The sequence below is a fragment of the Methanolobus profundi genome (assembly GCF_900114835.1).
GTDB lineage: Archaea > Halobacteriota > Methanosarcinia > Methanosarcinales > Methanosarcinaceae > Methanolobus > Methanolobus profundi.
In genome coordinates, this window is record NZ_FOUJ01000003.1 from 162,482 (window position 1) to 183,892 (window position 21,411).

A 21,411-nucleotide genomic window follows, 5' to 3' on the forward strand; every position below is an offset into this window, starting at 1 on the left:
CCATATGGCACTTTTCTTTTCAAAAATAATCAATAAAAGGGATCTTTAACCCTTTTTGAGTATTGATATACCATAGGCGTCAAGTGGGACCTTTACTACCATTCTTGAACCTGATGTTTCTGCAAAGAACTCCTTCTCAGGGTCAAGAAGATCGATCATCCTCTGGCCCTCACTGTTCAGGCTCTTATCTATTACTACGTAGTCATTTCTTGGTTCCTGATCCAGGTTCATGGCAATAATTATCTCAGTTGTATCAAGTATCCTTGAATATGCAAGGGTACATTTTCCGCTGCAGGGATGAGAATAATCATTTCCATTGGCCGAGGTTTGCCGGAAATACTGTCTTCCGTACCTCAGGGCCTTTTCCATTTTCCTGACCTTTGCCACATCGGATATACCTGCATATATTGGGTGCCACGGATCGAAGAAATGATGGCCTGTTGTGTTGAAGGCTCCCCAGTTCCCTCCGAACATGCATTCCCTTATGTACGCATCATCATGCCCCCCACCATCAAAACCCTGTTCTGTGCCGTAATAGATGCATGGGATACCCTGTGTTGTCAGAAGATAGGACATGGCAAGGACGGCCTGCTCATGGATCATGTTCCCATGCATGAAGCGTCTGTATGGACGTATCATCTGGTCATGATTGTCCACAAAGGTCACAAAATAGCGGCCTGCTTCCCCATGATCTGTATAAAGGTCCCTGAAGGCATCATAGCGATCCCGCAGGGCAGAAGGGTCACTGAAACCCTTGATCACCTCTTCCAATACAAAATAGAGAGGGAAGTCCAGTGCTGCATCAAGGGAAGGGAAGCGTTCGTTTGTTCCTGGAATACGACTGTTGCGCCCTATATAGTTCTGTATGGTAGTATCATCACCAACTATCTCTCCGAATATGAAGAAATTGTGTTTACCGATATAACGTGCATATTCCTTTATAGCATTACAGAAAATGGCCGTGGAGCTGGATTCCAGATGTTTGACCGTGTCCATTCTGAAGCCATCGATATCAGCCTTCCTTATCCAGTACTTGTAGACCTTGATCAGTGTATCAAGGACAGAGGACTGCCTTACATCAAGTTCTTTCAGGGTGAAGAAATCACCGTTTACCGCCTGATCGTGATCATTCCAGTCCCTGATCTGCCCTCTTCGTTTATAGCATGCAGGATCCTGTAGCTCCTCAGGCCATACGGCATCATTGGCCAGGAAAGGATCGCTATCTTTTCTTTTGCCTGAAGTCCTCCAGTATCCAAAGTCAAAAGGACCCGGCGCATCCTTCCAGTAATAATATGGATGATCTGCCGGATAGGCCCAGTTGTCCCCTGTGTGATTGATGATGATGTCAAGGATCACATACATATCACGAATGTGGGCTTCGCGTACCAGTTCCTGAAGATCTTCCAGTGTTCCGAACCGTTCATCCACTTTCAGGAAATCCTGTATGCCATAACCATGATAACTGTCATCCATTTCCTGCCGGTTCCTGAATACCGGACTTAACCATATGGCATTGGCACCAAGACCTTTGATATAATCCAGTCTTCTGGTAATACCTTTAATATTTCCGCCCTGGAACCTCTTCCCCTGTGATATATCTGGTTCCTGCGCTTTTACGGATGAGTCATATAACTCCAGATCATCCTCATTGTTATCGAACCTGTCCACCAGTAAAAAATAGATGAAAACATCCCTCCAGTCAAGCGGAGAAGGAAAAACGTCATCATTAGGTGTAAAATCTATATCGTTAACTGATCGTACATCATTCTGTCCCATATAAACCCCAAATTGATTATTCGTTCCTGAGGGATATAAGGGTTTTTGCAGTTGCTTAAATAAATTATATGTGTTGATATTGAATGCTGTTCAAATATGAATATACAAAAAATGGTAAAGGTTCATTACGCAAATATCCAATAACATCACCAACCCCTTATTTTCTTGCTGTGCTGAAACCTATCAGAGAATATGGCGTACAGTGACGTAGAATTGATGAAAAGAGTCCCACAAAAGCAACAATAGCAACTACCCATTGCCAGATTCCCGGAGCTATCAGGTCCATTGCCAGAGCAATTATAGCAACTGTTCCAAAAAGTGCCCTGAGGATCAGATCAAAACCGCCAACATTTTCCTGAAATAAAAGTTCATTCATATCCATATTTTTACTCCCAGTATTGTTTTGGATAGAAACTATAAAAATCAATGTGTCGCAACTAGTGCGAATTTCAAAGGAACAACTTAGCAACTTTCGGTTTCAGCCTTATTCCTGAGTTGTTGGCACCACGAGTTTATTGACTTCCTTTTTCATAAGGATCACAGCTACAACGAATCCAAGGAAGTCGGATATCGGAAATGATACCCATATACCGGTCAGACCCATGAACAATGGAAGTATGAATACAAGTGGTGGCAGGAAGAATATCTGTCTTGAGAGTGTGATCATCAGTGATCCTTTTGATTTGCCAAGGGACTGGAGCAGGGCCATTGCAACTACCTGACTGCCTATGAATGGCATCATCAGAAAGCTTATTTTTATTGCCGGTACTCCCATATCGATCAATCCGGCATCACTGCTGAATACACGGAATATCTGTTCAGGGATCAGAAAAACAGCAATAACACTCAGTGTACACATGCCAAACACGATATAGTTCGAGATGGAAACGGTTTCCCTGACCCTCTCGAAATTGCTGGCACCATAGTTGAAACCAATTATCGGCTGTATGCCGTGTTTTATTCCTATTATGGGCATAAGGGTGAGCATGAAGACCTTGATGATTATTCCGAATACAGCGATCGCCATATCCCCACCGTAGACCAGAAGGCTCTGGTTCAGGAGAATGAATACCAGACTTTCAACTGAATTGAAAATGAACTCAGACATACCTATGCTTAAGGTCTCATAGGACAGAGCAAGGTCAGGCATCATATATTGCGGTTTGAATGATAGCATACTGATATTGCTGGAATAGTAGTGAACTACCATTACACAACCAATTACCTGAGATATGACAGTTGCAACAGCGGCTCCCATTATTCCCATGTTGAACTCAAAGATGAAGAGTGGATCCAGTATGATGTTCACTATACTTGAGAACAACATGATGAACATCGCGTATTTTGCATGTCCTTCTGCTCTTATGGTATTGCTCAATGCTGCTGAAAATGCAAAGAATATGGTTCCCATGAGGATATATTTCGTATATTCCCTTGCAAATGGAAGTATACTCTCCGATGCTCCGAACACTTTCAGTATGGGATCGATGAATACAAGACCCAGGATAGTGAAAATGATACTTGATATCACGACAAGAGTGACCATATTGCCAAGTGTCCTCTCGGCCTTATGATGATCGTTCATCCCAAGGGACCTTGATATGATGGATGCACCACCAATACCTACACCCATGGCTATTCCCATCATGAGCATCTGTACAGGAAATGCAACTGAGATACCTGCGATCCCAAGTGCACTATCAGCACCCAGTCCCCTTCCTACAAAAATGGTATCCACAAGATTATAGAATGCCTGTACGAGCAACCCTACAATCGCAGGGGATGACATCTTGAAGATCAGCTTTTTAATGTCCTCACTGGCAAGCATCTCATATCTTTCATTTATCATACAGAGGACAACCTGATCACAAAGTATTCAGAAGAGAACGATCTAAAAAATAAAAGATGGGGTCATTGGACAAAATACCAGATAAGACCGACCATGACACCTATGAGCACCCATACCTTGAACATACCGGTACCACAGGAACAACCGCAGCCACATGAACTGCTCTTTTCATTACATTTTTCTTTTGACATTGTATATCACCTTTGATCATATAATGACGTTCTTCCCCTATTAATAATTACTAAGCAGGAAGAAATTGCCGAATAATGAGTAATAGCAGTATAACTTTAAAGAAACAAATTAAAAAGAAGAGAAGTACACCAGCCGGGATTCGAACCCGGGTTCGAGCGTTGGCAACGCCCGGTGATAACCGCTACACTACTGGTGTGCTTTGCTTAGGTGCCCAGACCCGGACTCGAACCGGGGACAACTGCCTCTTCAGGGCAGCGCTCTCCCAAACTGAGCTACCTGGGCATCATGACCCGAAGCACCTAAATGTTGCTTTTGCATTTAAACTTAACTGTTGGATAACTGTTTGTGGTGGGCCCGCGGAGAGTCGAACTCCGGACCTCCGCCATGTCAAGGCGACGTCATAACCAGCTAGACCACGAGCCCATTGAACAGTTAGCGAATATCTGTAAACACCTTGCTGCTTAACGACACTTCAGTGCCATTATCGCATGCCTTGGCGCTTACCAGCACCCCTCATAATGCATAATAGATAATAAACCTTTTGGGTAAACAGATGCAACATGGTCATTTGCATATAAAGGAGCGCGATCATGACAGTTATCTGACATATTTTCCCACCTATTACTATTCTCACTGGTCCACTATACGCGGCAAATGATGCGGGCAAGTCATCATAATGAGGCCTGTTGGTCAATGTTGAGCAGTGTTTTTAGCGCAACATAAGTTTCAGACCTGTTTCATAGAGGAATAACAACAGATGGTCTGGAGACGCTTGTGGATCATTCCGTGTAGAATGTAGCCTCTATAGCACTTGCTCCTAAAAATGTCTGAGTGGAGCCATCCGGATAGACCGTGGTGATAAGACGGGCCGTACCTCCAAGTTCATTGGAATCATAGAGATAGAACTCATCGTTCCTACGTGATACGTTCTTCGCAAAGATAACAGCCCGGTCCTTACTGATACTGACTATCTCAATATCATCGAAATCAAAAAAGAACCCATTTATCGCAGGTTCCAGATTATGGGCACCAAGAAGCAGCACATACATACTTGAGAACATATCCAGGCCGTAAGAGATAGAGATGACCGCATCTGTGCCCTGGAACCTCATAGTGACCTGGTCCACTTTCATATATGACTCATCTGTTGAAATAACATCATAACTGGCTGAATAAGATAAAAGAGATATGATCAGTGCTATGATCAGAAAGGCTGTCAGCTTCATTTTATCATTTCCGGGGCTAAAGGATGCATAGTTTCTTATATTCTGATGCCACTATAATCATATTAACTTTACTCACAAGTTAAATATAATAAATTAGAGCTACATAATTATAAAAACCGTCAAGTATATATTTTGTACGTACAACTGTGAACAACCACAAACCTTGTGAGAAGACTATGGAAAAAGAGATTACTACTCCTAGCGAAGAGATTGAACTATACGAGGACAATTTCGACACCACAGACTCCATAGATGTTCCTGAGCTTCTGATAGATCAGATAATCGGACAGGAACATGCAGTGGAAGTGGTCAAAAAAGCAGCAAGCCAGAGGCGTCACGTCATGATGATAGGCAGCCCTGGTACTGGAAAGTCCCTGCTTGCCAAGGCCATGGCCGAACTTCTTCCAAAGGAAGAGTTACAGGATATCATGGCATATCCTAATCCTGAGGATAATAACAATCCTAAGATACGTTCTGTACCTGCCGGAAAGGGCAGGGAGATCGTCATGGCCCACAAGATGGAAGCCCAGAAGAAGGCACAGTCACGTAATATGCTGATGATGATACTTGTATTTGGTATCATAGTCTATTCATTCTACGTAGGCCAGCTCCTCTGGGGTATCATAGCTGCAATTATGATCTTGCTCCTGACAAGACAGTTCATGCCAAAAGATGAAATGATGATACCGAAACTTATCGTTTCGAACTACCAGAAGGAACATGCACCATTCCTGGATGCCACAGGTACCCACGCAGGTGCGCTTCTTGGTGATGTAAGGCATGACCCGTTCCAGTCAGGAGGACTCGAGACCCCTGCACATGACAGGGTAGAGAGCGGTGACATACACAAGTCGCACAAGGGTGTTCTCTTCTTAGATGAGATCAACACCTTGAGCCTTGAATCCCAGCAGAGTATGCTGACAGCGCTTCAGGAAAAGGAATATCCTATCACCGGTCAATCAGAAAGAAGTTCCGGTGCACTGGTAAAGACAGAACCTGTACCTTGTGACTTCATCATGGTAGCTGCAGGTAACCTGGATGCTGTGGAAAAGATGCACCCTGCACTCAGATCCCGTATAAAGGGTTACGGATACGAACTGTTCATGAGAGAATCCATGGAAGACACTCCTGAAAATCGTAAGAACCTTGTCAGGTTCGTGGCACAGGAGGTCATGAGAGATGGCCACCTCCCACCATTTGACAAGGAAGCGGTAGATGAGGTTATCCGTGAAGCCCAGAGAAGAGCAGGACGAAAAGGACACCTGACACTGAAACTTCGTGATCTTGGTGGTCTTGTAAGAGTAGCTGGTGATATTGCCCACTCAGAAGATGCAGCAGTAACTACTGCAAAACATGTTCTTGCGGCAAAGAAAATGGCAAGGTCCATAGAACAACAGCTTGCTGACAGTTACCTTGAGCGGAAGAACGACTACCAGCTCTTTAAAAAGACCGGCAGTGCCGTTGGCAGGGTCAATGGTCTTGCGGTCATGGGAGGAGACTCAGGTATCGTACTGCCGATCATGGCAGGTGTGGCACCATCACTCTCCAATTCAGAAGCGAAGGTGATCGCTACAGGTATGCTTAAAGATATAGCAAAGGAAGCTGTCCAGAATGTGTCCGCTGTTATCAAGAATGTAACAGGTAAGGACATAACCAACCACGATATCCACATCCAGTTCATTGGAACATATGAGGGAGTGGAAGGTGACAGTGCATCCATATCAATAGCAACTGCAGTGATATCAGCTCTTGAGAACATACCAATTGATCAGTCTGTAGCAATGACAGGTTCACTATCCGTAAGAGGAGATGTACTTCCTATCGGAGGAGCGACCTATAAGATAGAAGCTGCAGCCAGAGCAGGCATCAAGAAGGTCATCATCCCAAAATCCAATGAGGATGATGTACTTATCGAGGAAGCTTACCAGGATCTCATAGAGATAGTTCCGGTAACCAATATCATTGAAGTTATCGAACACAGTCTTGTAGGTCCTCAGAAGAACAGGATCGTTGAGAAGCTCAAGAACCTGAGCAACCTCAAGGTCAATCCTGACATGCCTGAAATAGTCCCTGCATAAGCAGGTGACTTTTATTTATTTCTTAAACTATTTATTTAAACTTGTATTTCGTTTATACAGGGAGGAGTTTTAATAATGCATAGTGTAGACTTTTTTGATACGAGGATCATTGAGGGTACCACTACCTCCATTGTCCTTGATAATGGTAAAATAGAACAGATATCTGTCAATTTTACAAAAGGCGCTGCCGTACGTGCGCTCAAAGGTGGATCATGGGGTTTTACATCTGCTGACGGGGACTTCGATGTAGAAAAAGCTGTAAGGGCAGCATCAGAGCTTGCCATCAGCATGAACGAGAAGTCACCAAAGGAAAAAGTGCAGATGAAAGATATCCCAAACCCGGTGGTCAGCAATCTCCCTAAGGTTAAAAAGGATCCTCTTGACATATCCCTTGAAGAGAAGGTGCAGAACCTCAAAGAATTCGGAAAGCATGCAAAGATGGATGAGATCAGCAGCACAAGTGCCGTATACAGTGAATCATCCTACAAGATAATGTATTCTGACTCCACCGGGATAGAAGGAGAATATGACATTGTGAGAAGCGGTTTCGCGATCAGTGCCGTGGCATCGAGGAACGGACTCTACCAGGCAGGAAGAGAGAGCCGTTTTGGTGTAACAGGCTATGAGATATTCGACAAGTACAACGCAGCAGAACTTGCAGAGAAGGCAGCAAAGAGCGCCATACAACTCCTTGATGCAAAACCTGCAAAAGGTGGTAATCTTCCAGTCATACTTGACCCTGAGCTAGCAGGAGTCTTCGCTCACGAAGCTGTGGGACACGCATCAGAAGCAGACCTTGTGATAGAGGGAAGTTCGGTCCTTGAGAACCGCATAGGTGAAAATATAGCATCCCCACTTGTAACTATAATCGATGATCCTACACTACATGAATATGGCTATTTCCCATTTGATGATGAAGGAGCACAGTCCGAAAAGACAACACTCATAGAGAACGGAACACTCAAGTCATACCTCCATTCAAGAGAAACCGCGGCAAAGATCGGAGGAACGCCCGGACATTGCCGTGCACAGGGTCATGCAAGACCTATAATCCGCATGAGTAACACCTATATTGATAACGGTAACTCCAAATTCGAGGAGATGCTCGAAGAGATAGGCGATGGAATATACCTTATTGGTTCCAGAGGAGGACAGGTCAACACCGGAGAAGGTGTTTTCCAGTTCAATGCAGAAAAAGGATACATGATCGAGAATGGAGAGCTCACGACACTCCTAAGGGATGTTTCACTTTCCGGGAAGATACTTGAGATATTGAACAACGTCAAAATGGTTGGTAACGATCTGGAAATGAACTCAGGAAGATGTGGCAAAGGTGGACAACTTGTCCCTGTGACGGACGGATCCCCGCACCTGTTCATCTCAAAGGCCATGGTAGGAGGTGCATAAAATGTACGACCTTGCTGAAAAGGCCCTCAAAGCAGCTACAAAATACGGTGCCAAAGAGGCTGAAATTTACATAATGGAAAGTCAGAAGACATCGGTCAATATCCAGAAGGACCTGATAGAAGGTGCAAAGGAGAACATCACAACAGGCATCGGTATCCGTGCCGTTGTGGATGGTGCCATCGGATTTGCAAGTACCAATATCATGAGCCATATTGACGAGGCTGCAAAGAATGCTGTCATCTCTGCAAAGACACAGGACCCTGATAAGGAATGGAATGCACTGCCATCAAACCAGAAATATCCTGCTGTTTCAGGTATCTTTGACAAGAATATCCATAACATGGAGCTTGATGATTGTATTGCACACACCATGGAAATGATAGAAGGTGCTAAGACAGTATCCGGCATAATTGTCACCTCAGGCAGCTTTGGACGCAGTCACGGAAAAAGAGTGATCATCAACACCAATGGTGTCGAGATCGAAGAGGAAGGAACTGCAGTATCAGGATTTGTAGATGTTATCACAGATTCCGGAGAGACATCAACAGCTTATGATTTTGCAATATCCCGTCAGAATGACATCGATTTCGAACTCATAGGAAAGAATGCAGCAGAGCTTGCTAAGCGCTCACAGGATACAATAGCAATAGAGCCTCACAAGACAGATGTTATCCTGCATCCGTTCGCATTCTCAGACCTTATAGAAAATGCATTCATGCCTTCCATTGATTCGGATAATGTCCAGAAGGGAAGGTCCAACCTGATAGGAAGGAGGGACGAAATAATAGCGAACGAGAAGCTTTCCATCTATGATGACGGCCTTCTTGAAGGTGGTATTGAGACAGGCATGGCCGATGACGAAGGTGTTGCATCACAGAAGACCACAGTAATAGAGAAAGGAACATTCAGGTCCTACCTCTATGACACCTATACAGCAGGAAAAGATGATGTTGAAAGTACTGGGAATGCATCCCGAAACTCATATCTTTCCACACCTTCAGTTGGTCCAAGGAACTTTATCATAGATTTCCCGCAATGTGACATTGTAGCCGATACAGGATCCGGTGTCTATGTGAACACTGTGATAGGTGCCCATACTGCTAACAGCATCTCAGGTGACTTCTCAGTAGAGGCCAGGAATGCATTCACAATAAAGGATGGGAAACTCGACAAACCTATCAAGTCCCTCATGATATCAGGCAATATATTCGATATGCTAAAGAATATAAATGGAGCCGGGACCGATGTCAGAAAGGTCGGAGGTACCATAACCCCTTCAATACGAGTTTCTGATATGAGCGTGGTAGGTTAATTACACAAGCTATCGTGGGAACTTATTTTTCCCACATATTTTTCTTTTTTGTACAAGAGAAGTTTATACGCTCAAATGTGCATTCGTACGACAATTGACGAATCATCAGCGTTAACTGAATGCGTTTTTTGAATACTTTGCCCGCAAATGTGCGTTTTTTTTAGAAAGAATTATATATGGACATTAATTATAAGGGAGTTATATTAACATTAAAAACAATGACAGATAGGTCATTCAATATTCTAAGGCGAACAGATGGCAACGTTACATAAAAAAACATTGAGCATCATTGGTGCTACTCTTATCGGAATGATCATATTCATATATCTGAGTTCGCATTTAATAATACTCGACAGCTTTGACAGACTGGAAGAACAGGACGCAATAAAGAATGCCATCTGCGTTGAGAATATACTTTTATCCGAATCAAAAGAACTGGAGAACAAAGCTGCAGACTGGTCCGTATGGGACGAGACATATAACTTCGTTCAGGGAAATGATGATCGATTCGTTGAAAAATACCTTATGGACTACACGTTCCTTAATCAGGAACTTGACTTCATGCTTTTCTACAACGATACGGGAACACAGGTGTTCAGAAAAGTACTGGCGAACGGGAATGATAACCAGCCGTACATAACAGAACTTGAAGAACATATCGCAAAGAATGAGTTTCTTCTGGAACACCCCAATACAACAAGCAGGAAAACAGGCTTTCTTGTCTTTAGCGATAAACCGATCCTTCTGACATCACAACCGGTAGTGAGAAGTGATCTTACAGGACCTATCGCAGGTACAGTGATAATGGGACGCATCATCGATGATGGAGAGATCTCAGAATTACATGAACTGACAGATATGGAACTGAACATCGAGAATATCAGAAACTACAACATAACTGATAATTCACTTGATCAGAGAGATACTGGTCATCATATCGATGTGATCGATGAAGGGGTCCATATATACTCATATGCCAGTTTCAATGACATCTATGACAACAAAGCATTTTCAATAAAGGTAGGCATGTTGAGAAGCATCCACCAGCAAGGTGTCAACACCATCAACTATTTCCTGATAATACTGTTACTTACCGGGATCATCTTTGGGACCTCTGTTACAGCTCTTCTTGAAAGGTCACATATATCCCGTCTCAAGCGCCTCCAGAACGAAATAAAGGATATTGGGGAGAAAGGCGATTTCTCAAAAAGAGTAAGGTCGCAGGGAAATGATGAGGTTGCCAGCCTTGGAGGATCGATAAATAAGATGCTTGAGTCGCTCGAAAGTTCACAGGATCTCATCGTTAAAAGGGACACTACAATAAATGCGATCCTACAGGCAATGCCCGACATGATGTTCCTTATCAAGAAGGACGGAAGCATCCGGAACTATAAACTCTCAACAGACAAATGCATCTATGAGTCCCCGGAGGAAGAACTTGACATTCGTCTTGATGACATACTCCCTGCACATATTGCAGAGAAGGAGCGTGAAATAATAGAACAGGCACTCAGGACGAATAAGATGCAGATCATGCAATACACAATGCCTGTAAAAGGAGAGATGAGGGACTTTGAACTTAGACTGGTGGTCAGTGGTGAGGACGAGGTCATGGCTGTCATCAAGGACATAACCGAGATAAAGCAGGCAGAGGAAATGCGCCGTAAGGACCTGCTCCTAAAAGAGATACACCACCGCGTAAAGAACAATCTTCAGATCATATCAAGTCTGTTAAGGCTCCAGTCAAGAAAGTTCACTGATAAAGAGACTGTTGAGGCTTTCCGCAAAAGCCAGAACCGTGCTAAATCCATGGCTATAGCCCATGAGAAAATGTACCAGTCAAGTGATCTTGAGAACATAGAACTTGAGAACTATGTGGAAACCCTTACCAGATATCTGCTCAATAACTATGGTTGTGACCCTGAGAACATCAAAATTGATTTAAAGATTAAAAACCTAACACAGGGCATTGATACAGCCATTCCACTGGGACTTATCATAACTGAGATCGTGTCAAATGCTCTGAAACACGCATTCAAAGACCACAAAGGGAATATAACCATTGAGATCTCCCCCCAGGATAATGGATACTATCTGCTTGTCATCAGGGATAACGGAGTTGGATTCCCTGAGGATATAGATTTCATGAATACTGATTCACTTGGGATGAGGCTTGTTATCTCACTTGTAGATCAAATAGAAGGAACTATAGAACTCGTGAGAGATAACGGAACAGAATTCAGGATAAGATTTAAAGAAATATCCTATAAGAGAAGGGACTACTAATGACTAAAGAAAAGATAATGATAGTCGAAGACGAACAAATAGTAGCCCTGGATATCAAAGATAGCCTGGAACATTTCGGATATTCTGTCCCATGTATGGCCTCCAGCGGAGAAGAAGCCATAAGGTCCATAGATAAGTGTGCTCCTGACCTAATATTGATGGATATAGTCCTTAAAGGAAAGATCGATGGTGTGGAAGCAGCAAAAGCGATCCATGAGAAACACGATATACCGGTCATATACCTTACAGCATATTCTGATGAGAAGACACTGCAAAGAGCAAAGCTCACAGAACCCTTTGGACACATACTGAAGCCTTTTGATGAAAGAGAGCTTAGAACTAATATAGAGATCGCGCTCTACAAGAGGGAAAAAGAGAAGGAGAAGCTCTTTGACCATGAGAAATGGATCAACTCGCTCCTCAACAACTTTGCTGATGCCATAATATCCACTGATAAAGATGGCATCATCAAATACATGAACCCCCTTGCTCAGGCGCTCACCGGATACAGCAAAGAGGAAGCACTTGGATCAGATATCAGCAGCATATTCAAGGTCATCTGTGAGGATAGTGGCAAATGTGCCCGAGATCCCTCAAAAAAAGTACTTCAGGAAGGCGCTTTCTTTGGTCTTGATGAGAACACCATACTGATCTCAAGAGATAATACACGCATACCACTCGATGTTATCGGCTCCCCGATCACCAATCAAAGGAATGAGATCATCGGTACTGTAATAGTCTTTTATGATATCACCGACAGGAAGAAGGTCGAAAGATCATTCCATAATTATGATATAGCCTATAGCTGATCACAACTAACTGTTCTTAGAGCTCACAGGTTCTTTTATACCACCCATCACAAGCAGTAATGATACCAACAACATGACTGCACATAGATAGAAAGGGGTCTCGAATGATATATATCCTGCAAGCAGTCCACCCATAATGGGACCAAGGGCCATACCTGCTGCCTGGGATGCAGTTATAGAACTTACTTTTGAACTTACTGATATACCTGCCAGATCTACTGCCAGGGCCATGACAGGAGTTTCCACAGCAGCCATTGATATTCCCTGCAATGCACGAAGAATTATCAATTGCTCCACGTTCATAACATAACCAAGGCCTATAACAATGGGTATGTTCAGTAGAAGACCAAGTATTATTATCTTTTTTCTTCCCAGCCTGTCCGATAAGAGACCCATAGGTGCCTGGAAAAGTACCCTAATGATCACATAGGCAGAAACAGCAATGCTTAGAGATATCTCCCCAGTATCGAGCCTTGTACCATATTCCGGCAAAAAAGCGAATATTATCATGATACCGAACATCATCATGAACATTGCAACTGACAGAATGAAGAACTGTAAACCCTGCCCGGGTTCTGATGTCTTTTTCTTACCAGTGGTACCATCGTGGGTCTCGGTAACAAAGAAAGATATCAGTATGAAGCTTGCAAGACCGAGAAAAGAACATACATAGAACGCTGTGACAAAACCGTAGTAACTGGCAATGATACCTCCAAGGATCGAACCTGAACCAAAACCGAAACCCCTCACTGTAGAATAGATACCTATGGCAACTCCTCGTGTGCTGGTCGTTGAAAGGTGGGTCACCATTGCAACGATCGCAGGCACGGTTGCACCTACAGTCAGTCCCTGCAATACACGCAGGATGACCAGATACTCAAAACTATCGGTATTTGCATAGATGAAAGATATGATCGTAAAGCCAGCCATGCCTATGACCACAAAGGGTTTTCTCCTGTTCAGGGAATCCGAGAGCCTGCCAAGGAATGGTTGTGACAGGGCATTGGACAGACCGAATACAGTAGCAATAATACCTGCCCTGACAACAATAGGAGTAGCAGCGAACATACCCCCATCCAGACCTACAATGTAAAGAGGGAGCAGGAATGCCAGCATCCCCGTACCAAGGTCTTTGAACAATTTGGATATGGAGAGCACATATAGTGCAGGGTCGAGTTCTTTTTTACTATTGCCAGGTACGCTGGGTTCTGATCTCATCATATGACCTGTGTAGATGATTATTGTTCAAAGTATAAAATATAGAAAGGAATCTTGAAGCCTTATTTCCGGATTCAGTATTCATCGTCCCTGTCAGATGAAGCATGAAGTTTCCGAACTATAGGATCATGATACCTTGTAGCCACATAGTAACTGATAATGGCAAGCACGATGCCACCTATAAGATCGGTTATCCAGTGTATCCCCAGATAAAATATGGTGAACTGGATGGCCAGTGTCATGAATACTGCAACTACTTTGAACCTTCTGATGTCTGTCCTGAATATGATTATCAACATAGCAAGAAAAGAAAGTGCTGCATGAAGGCTCGGGAAGCAGTTATCAAAGAAAGGATCAACGGTCCTCAGGCCATTGCTGATGATCGGGCTCAGTTCGTACAACAATGGTACAACATCCGGAAGTGTATACCCGGTTACTTTTACAGGAGTGAACAAGTAGAAAGGAAAGGCGACTGCATAGATAACAACAACTGCTATGGCATATTCCTGTAATGCTTTAATGTGTCTTGTGAATATGAGTGCTACAAATGTGAACACCAGCAGGAAAGAGAAGCCAAAAAGGTAGATGAATGAACTTACATAGGTGAGCAGTGGATCGGTGAAGCTCTGGAATATGCTCACTGTGTTGCCTTCTATATGAAAGATGTAGCTTGCAAGGGCATAATCCGGAGAGATATCGAGCATAGTAGCGATCGAACCCTGTGATTTGACTACAAGATAGATGACAGAGACCAACAGTATGTACGGCATGATCTCCTTTGTGAATGAATATGCTTCGTTCTTCTCTGATATCAACTTTTTATGTTCTATCCAGTATTGCCTCGGTATGAACACAAAATAAGCGATGATATTCATCATCAGGACCACAGGAATGAATATTGCCATTAGTTCAAGATCTGCCATTTTACCATCTTATAAGCTCTTATCTCACTTCATAAAGATATGATAAATAAATTTACTTCCAATGATAAAGATTGTGCCTGACAACTTGTAGATCAATAGTTATCTGATGAAAATGGAACATATCTTACTTCGAGGTCAGAGATAGTGCAGAAAAGACAAGGTTCCTTTGTAGAAACAAATTCAAAAAAGAAAGATATAAAAAGGAAAAGGATCCGGGACCGAAAGAAGTTCCCCGGATATGAACGATTATTCAATTAACGTTATTCTACAACGATCTGACCACCCTTGGTCCATGGGTGTGTCACAAGTTCGTATTTGTAGGTTCCTGTATCTTCGAAGGTATAGACGAACGTGTCACCTTTCCTGAGCGTAGGGGACTGGAAACTGTCACCACCTACAAGGTTTCCTTTTATTACGAAAGCCACAGAATCATTGTTGATCCACTGAATGGTATCTCCTGGCGAGATGGTAGTGATGTAAGGATGGAACTCATACTCTGATATATAGATGATCGCATCGGCATCGATCGGTTGTGATCCTGCAACAGTGCCATTTGAATCTGTTTCCTGGACCTGCTCATCAACACAACCTGAAAGTGACAATGCCAATATAGATATCAGCATGGTCAAAAGAACAAGTTCTTTAAGTCTCATATCTTAGAAGATCTACTATTCATTAATAACACTTTTGATGCCGGTTCAGTTCCTTTCACGCTGCACCAGATACATTTCCTCAAGACGTCCGATGGTCTCTACATCCTCCACGGATTTATCAGACCTTACATTGACAAGCCTTGGGAAACGAAGTGCATAGCCGGATTCATAATTGACGCTCTTCTGGATCTCCTCAAAGGCAACCTCAAAGATGACCTCAGGTTTTATCTCAACCTCTGTACCTGATTCCACAACTATGAGATCAGAGAACAGTTCCGTGAGCTCGGCAAGCTGCTCATCTGAGAAACCTGTTGCAACACGTCCAACCGGCAGGAACCTGCCTGTATCAGGATCATGACATGCAAGTGCATAGGAACCAAGGAAACTGGTACGTCTTCCATATCCCCATTCTGCTCCGATGACAACAAGGTCCAGTGTCTCCATGACAGGCTTCTTCTTGAGCCAGTTCTTCCCCCTCTTTCCGGGAGAATATGGAGATTCAGGATTCTTTATCATAACACCCTCATGACCTGCCTTGAGAGCATCATTATAGATCTCAAGTATCTTCTCAGGATCATCTGTCAGGTACTGCGTATCAACATTTATGCTGTCCCCGTTCTTTACACAACCCTCAAGCTTAGCTCTTCTTTGTAAAAGGGGGAGGTCAAGCAGTTCCTCACCGTTCAGGTACATTATATCAAAGAGATTGAGTATGAGAGGGATCTCGCGTGCTGTTGACTGGACATCGTACTTTCTTCTGAAACGTTTCAGTATATCCTGGAAAGCCCTTGGCCTTCCATTGGCATCGATAGCAACCGCCTCTCCATCGAGTATTGCGGACTCCGCATCTACATTTTCCCTTACAGCTTCTACGATATCAGGAAGAGACTCGGTTATGTTCTCAAGCCTGCGGGAGAAAAGTGTGATATTGTCCCCTTCTTTATGGATCTGCACCCTGGCACCATCGAACTTCCACTCTATAGCGGCAGTACCCAGGTCAGATACAGCAGCATCAAGACTTGGAGTGATCTGTGCCAGCATCATCCTTATTGGACGATTGAGCTCAAGTCCCAGAGAAAGAACTGCATCCCTGCCACCTTCCCTTGCTGTGACAGCAACAAGCCCGAGGTCATTTGTCAGCATGAAAGCACGCTCGACCTCCTCTGATGGAACATCAAAGGCCAGAGATATCGCATCTCTCACTATACCTTCGCCAACACCGATCCTCAGTTCCTCTACAGCAAGACGGGCAATGTAGCTCACTTCTTCAGGTGAAGCAGAATTGAAAAGATATTGAAGATGCTTGATCTTGGATGACTGAGAACCCTTCCCGGATGAACGGGAGATATCCCTGAACCTTTCAAAGACCTCAAGTATGGAAATATCATTGGACTCATCCATGAAGGCTGAGAACGTAGCCTGACCACTGGATACTTTCTTCAATGCACTCGCAGCGGTCTTACCGATATCACCGGTCTCCCTTACAAGTTCCTTTATATCAGACACAGATATGCCTGCTGACTTTGCAAGCGCATTGTAAAGTATACCCGCACCTACGCCGATCTCCTCACTGCTCCATGCAGGAAATATCTCACCCATCACGAAATGAGTTACAACAGGAAGTTCTTCAGGGGTTACTTTCCCAAGCAGCTCTGCCACCAGAGCGGTCATATCAAGCGAACCGGAAGTGCCTTCAATGACCTCGCAGGTCTGAGCGAATTCTCTGAAACTTGTCATAATGTTCCTTTCCAGAAAAATATAGGAAAATACAGGGTCATTCCCTGTAAATGGATATCATATCACTGAGTATCGCACTTGCCGTTTCGACAGATCCTGCTCCACGTCCTGTGACCGTGATCGGACCTGCGAGATCGGTCTGCACGGATGCGACATTGAGTGAACCGCCTACTGCAAGCGGATGGTCTATAGGAACAAGCTTTGGAGCTACATTGATCCTGCTGTCGTTGACCTCACCGATCAGTTTGATGACATATCCGTCATTCTGAGCCAGCATCAATGCTTCAGGTGTGATCTTTGTTATACCTGTGACAGTGACATCCTCATGTGTAGCGTTCATTCCGAACACACAGTTCGCGAGAATGACCAGCTTACATGCAGTGTCGATACCTTCCACATCATATGTAGGGTCCGTCTCAGCATATCCGAGTTCCTGTGCCTCTGCAAGCATCTGCTCGTATGGAGCCTGCTCTTCCATCATACGGGTCAGAATGTAATTACATGTACCGTTGAATATACCTTCAACATTGGTGATCGTGTTACCTGCAAGTACATCCCTCGCAAGATTGAGAACAGGCATTGCACCACCTACGGTAGCCTCGAACCTGAATTTAGAACCACTAGCGTCAGCAGCCTCGATAAGCTCACCATATTTCATCGCAAGAGGACCTTTGTTGGATGTTACCAGATCCCTTCCCTTTTTGAAGGCCATGAGCATGTTATGAAGACCAGCTCCACCTGTGACTATATTAGTAGGTGTGGTCTCAACGACGACCTCATGGTCAATGGTCTCGATTATCTCAAGTCCTGTGAGCTTATCGTCACCAACTGTTCCCTCGGTCTTCTTTCTGTTGACCACAGAAACAAGGTCCACTCCATCAGGATCGATAACAGCGGTCCTTGAGTCGGCAATAGCCACTACCTTGAACTCAAGACCTATATCTTCGAGGTACTTTTTCTTGTCAATAAGAACATTCGCAACTCCCTGACCTACAGCTCCGAACCCTATAATAGAAACACGTACAGTTCTCATCAGATCGCCCCCAGCTCGCTCTTAATAGGTTCAATGACCAGGAGATCCTTCTTTTTAGCGATATCTTTCAGTATATCAATAGCCTGTGCCAGATGCTCCTTGCTCACTGCATCTATCTTCAATGATGCAGAGGATGGCATATTGATCTTTGGCATAGAAAGATTAAGGTCAACTATCTCCGCATAACCTGTATTGTCAATGGAATCGATAGTATCCTGTATATCTGTGTGGACTATATGTCCGATAAGTATGACAGCACCGTGCTCGAAATATCTCTTCTCATCGATACGTACGATACTGATATCACTTTCTTCAAGACTTGCAATAATATCATTAAGCTTGTCCGGTTTTGTCTCAAACACTACCTGAACCGGAATTGTACCACGAGGAGTTCTCTTTTCGTGGTGATGCACCACGGAGATCAGATTGCCTTTGAACTCGGAGACCGGCCTTAAGGCAAGAAGTAACTGCCCGGGGATATCTTTTAACTCAATGTCCATGGAAACTCGCATGTATACCCTCATTAAATATCATGAATATGTAAATAGAACTATTTGTCAATGCGTTTCTCCCATACACATTGAACCCAGTTATATATTTTGGTTTGGTTCGTCCGCATCGGTACTGTCTTCAAGAATTATGACATTCCCACGCCCTTTCTTGAATTTCCTGACAATGCCACGACTTTCAAGGTCTGATATCATAAGGCTGACCTTCGCTTCTGAGTGCTTTACCTTTGTACGCAGGTCCTTCTGGGTGATACGACCATCGTTCCTTTCAATGATACCCACTACCTGACGAAGGTCCTCAGGAAGATCATCCCATTTACCTCCTGCCATCATCATCTCAGTATCATCATCCTGCATATGATCATCGTCATCAGGTGATGATATGGAATTACGCTGCTTTACAAAATAGTACGCACCTGCAGAGACCACAACCACAATAAAAAGAATGACCAATATCATACCTGTAGATAAAGATGAGCCTTCCTCTTCCTCTGAGAAACTGGCGATCTCATCAAGTTCCGCGAACTCGCTTTCATTAAAGGAAGTTTCATAATAAACAGGGACTAGGATAAGATCCATAACATAATCACCATCGTCAGTGATCGTGACCTCTTCCTCAGTATAAGATACCAGATCATTACCCCTGTAATAACTGGCGAGTATCGTGTAATTCCCCGGTGCCAGATCAAACGAATAAAGGCCATACCTGGCAAGCATGGACTGAGGTGGTGTTGAATCAACCTCTACGATGACATTCTCCAGTGGATCGAATGAGTCCCACTCATATACTGCACCATGTATGGTTGCTACTTCTGCGGCATTTGATAGTGGCACACATGCAAGTAGAAATATGCAGACCGAGCATAGCAGGAGGATCTTTTTCTTCAACACAGGATGTATATTTACATAGTACACCCATATAATTGTTACTGGAAATTCGATCTAAAGCTAATTGAAGTATTATCAAGAGATCAAAGGATACATAATGCTTTAAACACCTGGAAAGATCCCCGGACAGCTGATGAAGTAAAGTATGCTTATATGCGCATCTGTTAAACAAGGAATTGCAGATGCAGACAGTTGACCAAAAAACTATGGACCATATTTTTGGTACTGTGGAACTGTGATCTGCAATATAACACTGATAACTAAGATCGATATCACAGAGGTATAAAAAATGAAAGACACAGGAATGAGAATATTTGCATACATTACCATTGTGCTCATGCTTGCAGGCATAGCTCCTGCGGCGGCAATTGCAGATGCAGATAGTCTGCAGGACAGAATACAGGACAGAGAAAGAGTCAATGCTACTATGGATATTTCAGGTAATGAGATCGCAAACCAGTTCAGACAGAATATGACTGTCAGAGAAAGGTATGGAGAAGCAACTGATAACTTCCTGCGTATCAAAGCAAACAATTCTGCCCTGAATACAGAAGAGGCAATGGAAGCTGCGAAGGAATATCTCAACAGTACTATTGACATTATGATAGACACCCTTGGCGATGAAGAATATACAGAGGAACTGACCGCTATAAAGGATGATGTAGCTGAAGCAACTACAAGAGCTGAACTTGCTGAAGCAGCCCAGGAAGTCAGGGATATCTGGAGAGAAGCACGTGAAGAAAGAGACAACTCAGCAGTTAATTCCATCAATAACAAGATGACTGCAGTGATAAGAACCTCCGAAGCAATGGCACTTCGTCTGGAGAACGAGCTTATGCGCCTGGAGGCCAGAGGCGAAGATGTGGCTGAGCTTGAAGGACTTCTTGAACAATATAATGCACACATTGCTGAAGCAGAGCAGTATCAGGAACAGGCAAGAAATGGAAGTGGACAAGGACAGATGCAGTCTGTTCAGAATATGAGACAGGCTGGCATAAGCATCAGACAGGCAAACGGCGTGCTTGAAGAGATGCTGATAGAACTCAAGCAATATCGTGAAGGACTTGTGACTCTGACAGGAGAGGGAACACTATATGCTGAAGGAGAGGGAATTGCAGTTATCTCAGGTAATTTCACAATGAGCTTCAGTGCAGACAATGCCACACTTGTTATCAAGGACATGGCAGGGGATGCAGAGGTGGACACCGAGGATGCTACATATGTATATTCAAACATCGATGCAGGTAACAGTGATGTTGACAACAGGGCATATGTCTACCATAACCTCTCAGGAGATGTTGTGATAGAAGGTACCCGACTTACGGTCACACTGCGTGGAACTGATATTACTCTTGATGCAGAAGGAAGCGGAAATGTGGTCCTCACAGGAGAAGGCACTTATGAAGTTGAAGGTGTGGAAAAAGACTGGGCTGCACCTGAAGTGGATGATGCCGAAGATGCAGATGCATAGAACAATACATGACTAAAAACATCTGGAATATAAGACAGATATAT

General features: G+C 43.7%; 18 protein-coding genes and 3 tRNA genes. 6 read left to right on the forward strand and 15 right to left on the reverse strand.

Going from position 1 to position 21,411, the window contains the following annotated elements:
- Positions 1 to 45: 45 nt before the first annotated feature.
- The 8 genes from BM008_RS08260 to BM008_RS08290 all read right to left on the reverse strand — a co-directional run bounded on the left by BM008_RS08260 (position 46) and on the right by BM008_RS08290 (position 5,043).
- Positions 46 to 1,776 carry an alpha-amylase family glycosyl hydrolase gene (locus BM008_RS08260; protein ID WP_091935980.1) on the reverse strand — a complete coding sequence of 577 codons (1,731 nt, stop codon included), beginning with the start codon at positions 1,774 to 1,776 and terminating at the stop codon, positions 46 to 48.
- Positions 1,777 to 1,933: 157 nt separating this feature from the next.
- Positions 1,934 to 2,158 carry a YgaP family membrane protein gene (locus BM008_RS08265; RefSeq protein ID WP_091935982.1) on the reverse strand — a complete coding sequence of 75 codons (225 nt, stop codon included), beginning with the start codon at positions 2,156 to 2,158 and terminating at the stop codon, positions 1,934 to 1,936.
- A 102-nt stretch (positions 2,159 to 2,260) separates the two neighbouring features.
- Positions 2,261 to 3,625 carry an MATE family efflux transporter gene (locus BM008_RS08270; RefSeq protein WP_091935984.1) on the reverse strand — a complete coding sequence of 455 codons (1,365 nt, stop codon included), beginning with the start codon at positions 3,623 to 3,625 and terminating at the stop codon, positions 2,261 to 2,263.
- A gap of 62 nt (positions 3,626 to 3,687) precedes the next feature.
- Positions 3,688 to 3,816: a hypothetical protein gene (locus BM008_RS15225; protein ID WP_281246269.1), complete on the reverse strand. Its 129-nt coding sequence runs from the start codon at positions 3,814 to 3,816 to the stop codon at positions 3,688 to 3,690.
- A gap of 125 nt (positions 3,817 to 3,941) precedes the next feature.
- A tRNA-Gly gene (locus BM008_RS08275) sits at positions 3,942 to 4,013 on the reverse strand.
- Positions 4,014 to 4,025: 12 nt separating this feature from the next.
- A tRNA-Phe gene (locus BM008_RS08280) sits at positions 4,026 to 4,099 on the reverse strand.
- A gap of 64 nt (positions 4,100 to 4,163) precedes the next feature.
- Positions 4,164 to 4,240 (reverse strand) — tRNA-Val (locus BM008_RS08285).
- 356 nt (positions 4,241 to 4,596) lie between these two features.
- Positions 4,597 to 5,043 carry a hypothetical protein gene (locus BM008_RS08290; protein ID WP_091935986.1) on the reverse strand — a complete coding sequence of 149 codons (447 nt, stop codon included), beginning with the start codon at positions 5,041 to 5,043 and terminating at the stop codon, positions 4,597 to 4,599.
- Between the two features lie 176 nt (positions 5,044 to 5,219).
- Between BM008_RS08290 and lonB the strand changes: the two genes are divergently transcribed.
- The 5 genes from lonB to BM008_RS08315 all read left to right on the forward strand — a co-directional run bounded on the left by lonB (position 5,220) and on the right by BM008_RS08315 (position 12,935).
- Positions 5,220 to 7,121, forward strand: a complete 1,902-nt coding sequence (gene lonB, locus BM008_RS08295; protein WP_091935988.1) for an ATP-dependent protease LonB — start codon at positions 5,220 to 5,222, stop codon at positions 7,119 to 7,121.
- Positions 7,122 to 7,196: 75 nt separating this feature from the next.
- On the forward strand, positions 7,197 to 8,528 hold the full coding sequence (locus BM008_RS08300) for a TldD/PmbA family protein (RefSeq protein WP_091935990.1): 1,332 nt from the start codon (positions 7,197 to 7,199) through the stop codon (positions 8,526 to 8,528).
- Between the two features lies 1 nt (position 8,529).
- Positions 8,530 to 9,840 carry a TldD/PmbA family protein gene (locus BM008_RS08305; RefSeq protein WP_091935991.1) on the forward strand — a complete coding sequence of 437 codons (1,311 nt, stop codon included), beginning with the start codon at positions 8,530 to 8,532 and terminating at the stop codon, positions 9,838 to 9,840.
- Positions 9,841 to 10,095: 255 nt separating this feature from the next.
- Positions 10,096 to 12,126 (forward strand): CHASE4 domain-containing protein, encoded by a 2,031-nt coding sequence (locus tag BM008_RS08310; protein WP_091935993.1) that lies wholly within the window; start codon positions 10,096 to 10,098, stop codon positions 12,124 to 12,126.
- Positions 12,126 to 12,935, forward strand: coding sequence for an ATP-binding response regulator (locus tag BM008_RS08315; protein ID WP_091935995.1), 810 nt, complete (start codon positions 12,126 to 12,128; stop codon positions 12,933 to 12,935). Before BM008_RS08310 ends, BM008_RS08315 begins: the two co-directional genes overlap by 1 nt.
- 6 nt (positions 12,936 to 12,941) lie before the next feature.
- Here BM008_RS08315 and BM008_RS08320 read toward each other — a convergent pair whose 3' ends face one another.
- The 7 genes from BM008_RS08320 to BM008_RS08350 all read right to left on the reverse strand — a co-directional run bounded on the left by BM008_RS08320 (position 12,942) and on the right by BM008_RS08350 (position 19,896).
- Positions 12,942 to 14,156 (reverse strand): MFS transporter, encoded by a 1,215-nt coding sequence (locus BM008_RS08320; RefSeq protein ID WP_091935996.1) that lies wholly within the window; start codon positions 14,154 to 14,156, stop codon positions 12,942 to 12,944.
- Between the two features lie 71 nt (positions 14,157 to 14,227).
- Complete coding sequence (locus BM008_RS08325) at positions 14,228 to 15,076, reverse strand: phosphatase PAP2 family protein (protein WP_091935998.1); 849 nt, start codon at positions 15,074 to 15,076, stop codon at positions 14,228 to 14,230.
- 260 nt (positions 15,077 to 15,336) lie between these two features.
- Complete coding sequence (locus BM008_RS08330) at positions 15,337 to 15,729, reverse strand: cupredoxin domain-containing protein (RefSeq protein WP_091936000.1); 393 nt, start codon at positions 15,727 to 15,729, stop codon at positions 15,337 to 15,339.
- Between the two features lie 45 nt (positions 15,730 to 15,774).
- Complete coding sequence (locus BM008_RS08335; RefSeq protein ID WP_091936002.1) at positions 15,775 to 17,466, reverse strand: ATP-dependent DNA ligase; 1,692 nt, start codon at positions 17,464 to 17,466, stop codon at positions 15,775 to 15,777.
- Between the two features lie 37 nt (positions 17,467 to 17,503).
- On the reverse strand, positions 17,504 to 18,499 hold the full coding sequence (locus tag BM008_RS08340) for a homoserine dehydrogenase (RefSeq protein ID WP_091936003.1): 996 nt from the start codon (positions 18,497 to 18,499) through the stop codon (positions 17,504 to 17,506).
- Positions 18,499 to 19,011, reverse strand: coding sequence for an amino acid-binding protein (locus tag BM008_RS08345; RefSeq protein WP_091936005.1), 513 nt, complete (start codon positions 19,009 to 19,011; stop codon positions 18,499 to 18,501). The genes BM008_RS08340 and BM008_RS08345 overlap by 1 nt, the downstream gene beginning before the upstream one ends.
- Before the next feature lie 78 nt (positions 19,012 to 19,089).
- Positions 19,090 to 19,896 carry a helix-turn-helix transcriptional regulator gene (locus tag BM008_RS08350; RefSeq protein ID WP_091936007.1) on the reverse strand — a complete coding sequence of 269 codons (807 nt, stop codon included), beginning with the start codon at positions 19,894 to 19,896 and terminating at the stop codon, positions 19,090 to 19,092.
- Positions 19,897 to 20,185: 289 nt separating this feature from the next.
- Between BM008_RS08350 and BM008_RS08355 the strand changes: the two genes are divergently transcribed.
- A complete protein-coding gene (locus tag BM008_RS08355) occupies positions 20,186 to 21,367 on the forward strand; it encodes a hypothetical protein (protein WP_091936009.1) in 1,182 nt (393 codons plus the stop codon).
- The last annotated feature ends 44 nt before the right edge of the window (positions 21,368 to 21,411 follow it).

Excerpts from the sequence above, each read along its gene's own strand:
- BM008_RS08340 (WP_091936003.1), bottom strand. The coding sequence starts at position 18,499 with ATGAGAACTGTACGTGTTTCTATTATAGGGTTCGGAGCTGTAGGTCAG.
- BM008_RS08310 (WP_091935993.1), top strand. The coding sequence starts at position 10,096 with ATGGCAACGTTACATAAAAAAACATTGAGCATCATTGGTGCTACTCTT.
- BM008_RS08260 (WP_091935980.1), bottom strand. The coding sequence starts at position 1,776 with ATGGGACAGAATGATGTACGATCAGTTAACGATATAGATTTTACACCT.
- BM008_RS15225 (WP_281246269.1), bottom strand. The coding sequence starts at position 3,816 with ATGTCAAAAGAAAAATGTAATGAAAAGAGCAGTTCATGTGGCTGCGGT.
- BM008_RS08305 (WP_091935991.1), top strand. The coding sequence starts at position 8,530 with ATGTACGACCTTGCTGAAAAGGCCCTCAAAGCAGCTACAAAATACGGT.
- BM008_RS08330 (WP_091936000.1), bottom strand. The coding sequence starts at position 15,729 with ATGAGACTTAAAGAACTTGTTCTTTTGACCATGCTGATATCTATATTG.
- BM008_RS08290 (WP_091935986.1), bottom strand. The coding sequence starts at position 5,043 with ATGAAGCTGACAGCCTTTCTGATCATAGCACTGATCATATCTCTTTTA.
- BM008_RS08265 (WP_091935982.1), bottom strand. The coding sequence starts at position 2,158 with ATGGATATGAATGAACTTTTATTTCAGGAAAATGTTGGCGGTTTTGAT.
- BM008_RS08325 (WP_091935998.1), bottom strand. The coding sequence starts at position 15,076 with ATGGCAGATCTTGAACTAATGGCAATATTCATTCCTGTGGTCCTGATG.
- BM008_RS08315 (WP_091935995.1), top strand. The coding sequence starts at position 12,126 with ATGACTAAAGAAAAGATAATGATAGTCGAAGACGAACAAATAGTAGCC.
- BM008_RS08270 (WP_091935984.1), bottom strand. The coding sequence starts at position 3,625 with ATGATAAATGAAAGATATGAGATGCTTGCCAGTGAGGACATTAAAAAG.
- BM008_RS08345 (WP_091936005.1), bottom strand. The coding sequence starts at position 19,011 with ATGCGAGTTTCCATGGACATTGAGTTAAAAGATATCCCCGGGCAGTTA.
- lonB (WP_091935988.1), top strand. The coding sequence starts at position 5,220 with ATGGAAAAAGAGATTACTACTCCTAGCGAAGAGATTGAACTATACGAG.
- BM008_RS08355 (WP_091936009.1), top strand. The coding sequence starts at position 20,186 with ATGAAAGACACAGGAATGAGAATATTTGCATACATTACCATTGTGCTC.
- BM008_RS08320 (WP_091935996.1), bottom strand. The coding sequence starts at position 14,156 with ATGATGAGATCAGAACCCAGCGTACCTGGCAATAGTAAAAAAGAACTC.
- BM008_RS08335 (WP_091936002.1), bottom strand. The coding sequence starts at position 17,466 with ATGACAAGTTTCAGAGAATTCGCTCAGACCTGCGAGGTCATTGAAGGC.
- BM008_RS08300 (WP_091935990.1), top strand. The coding sequence starts at position 7,197 with ATGCATAGTGTAGACTTTTTTGATACGAGGATCATTGAGGGTACCACT.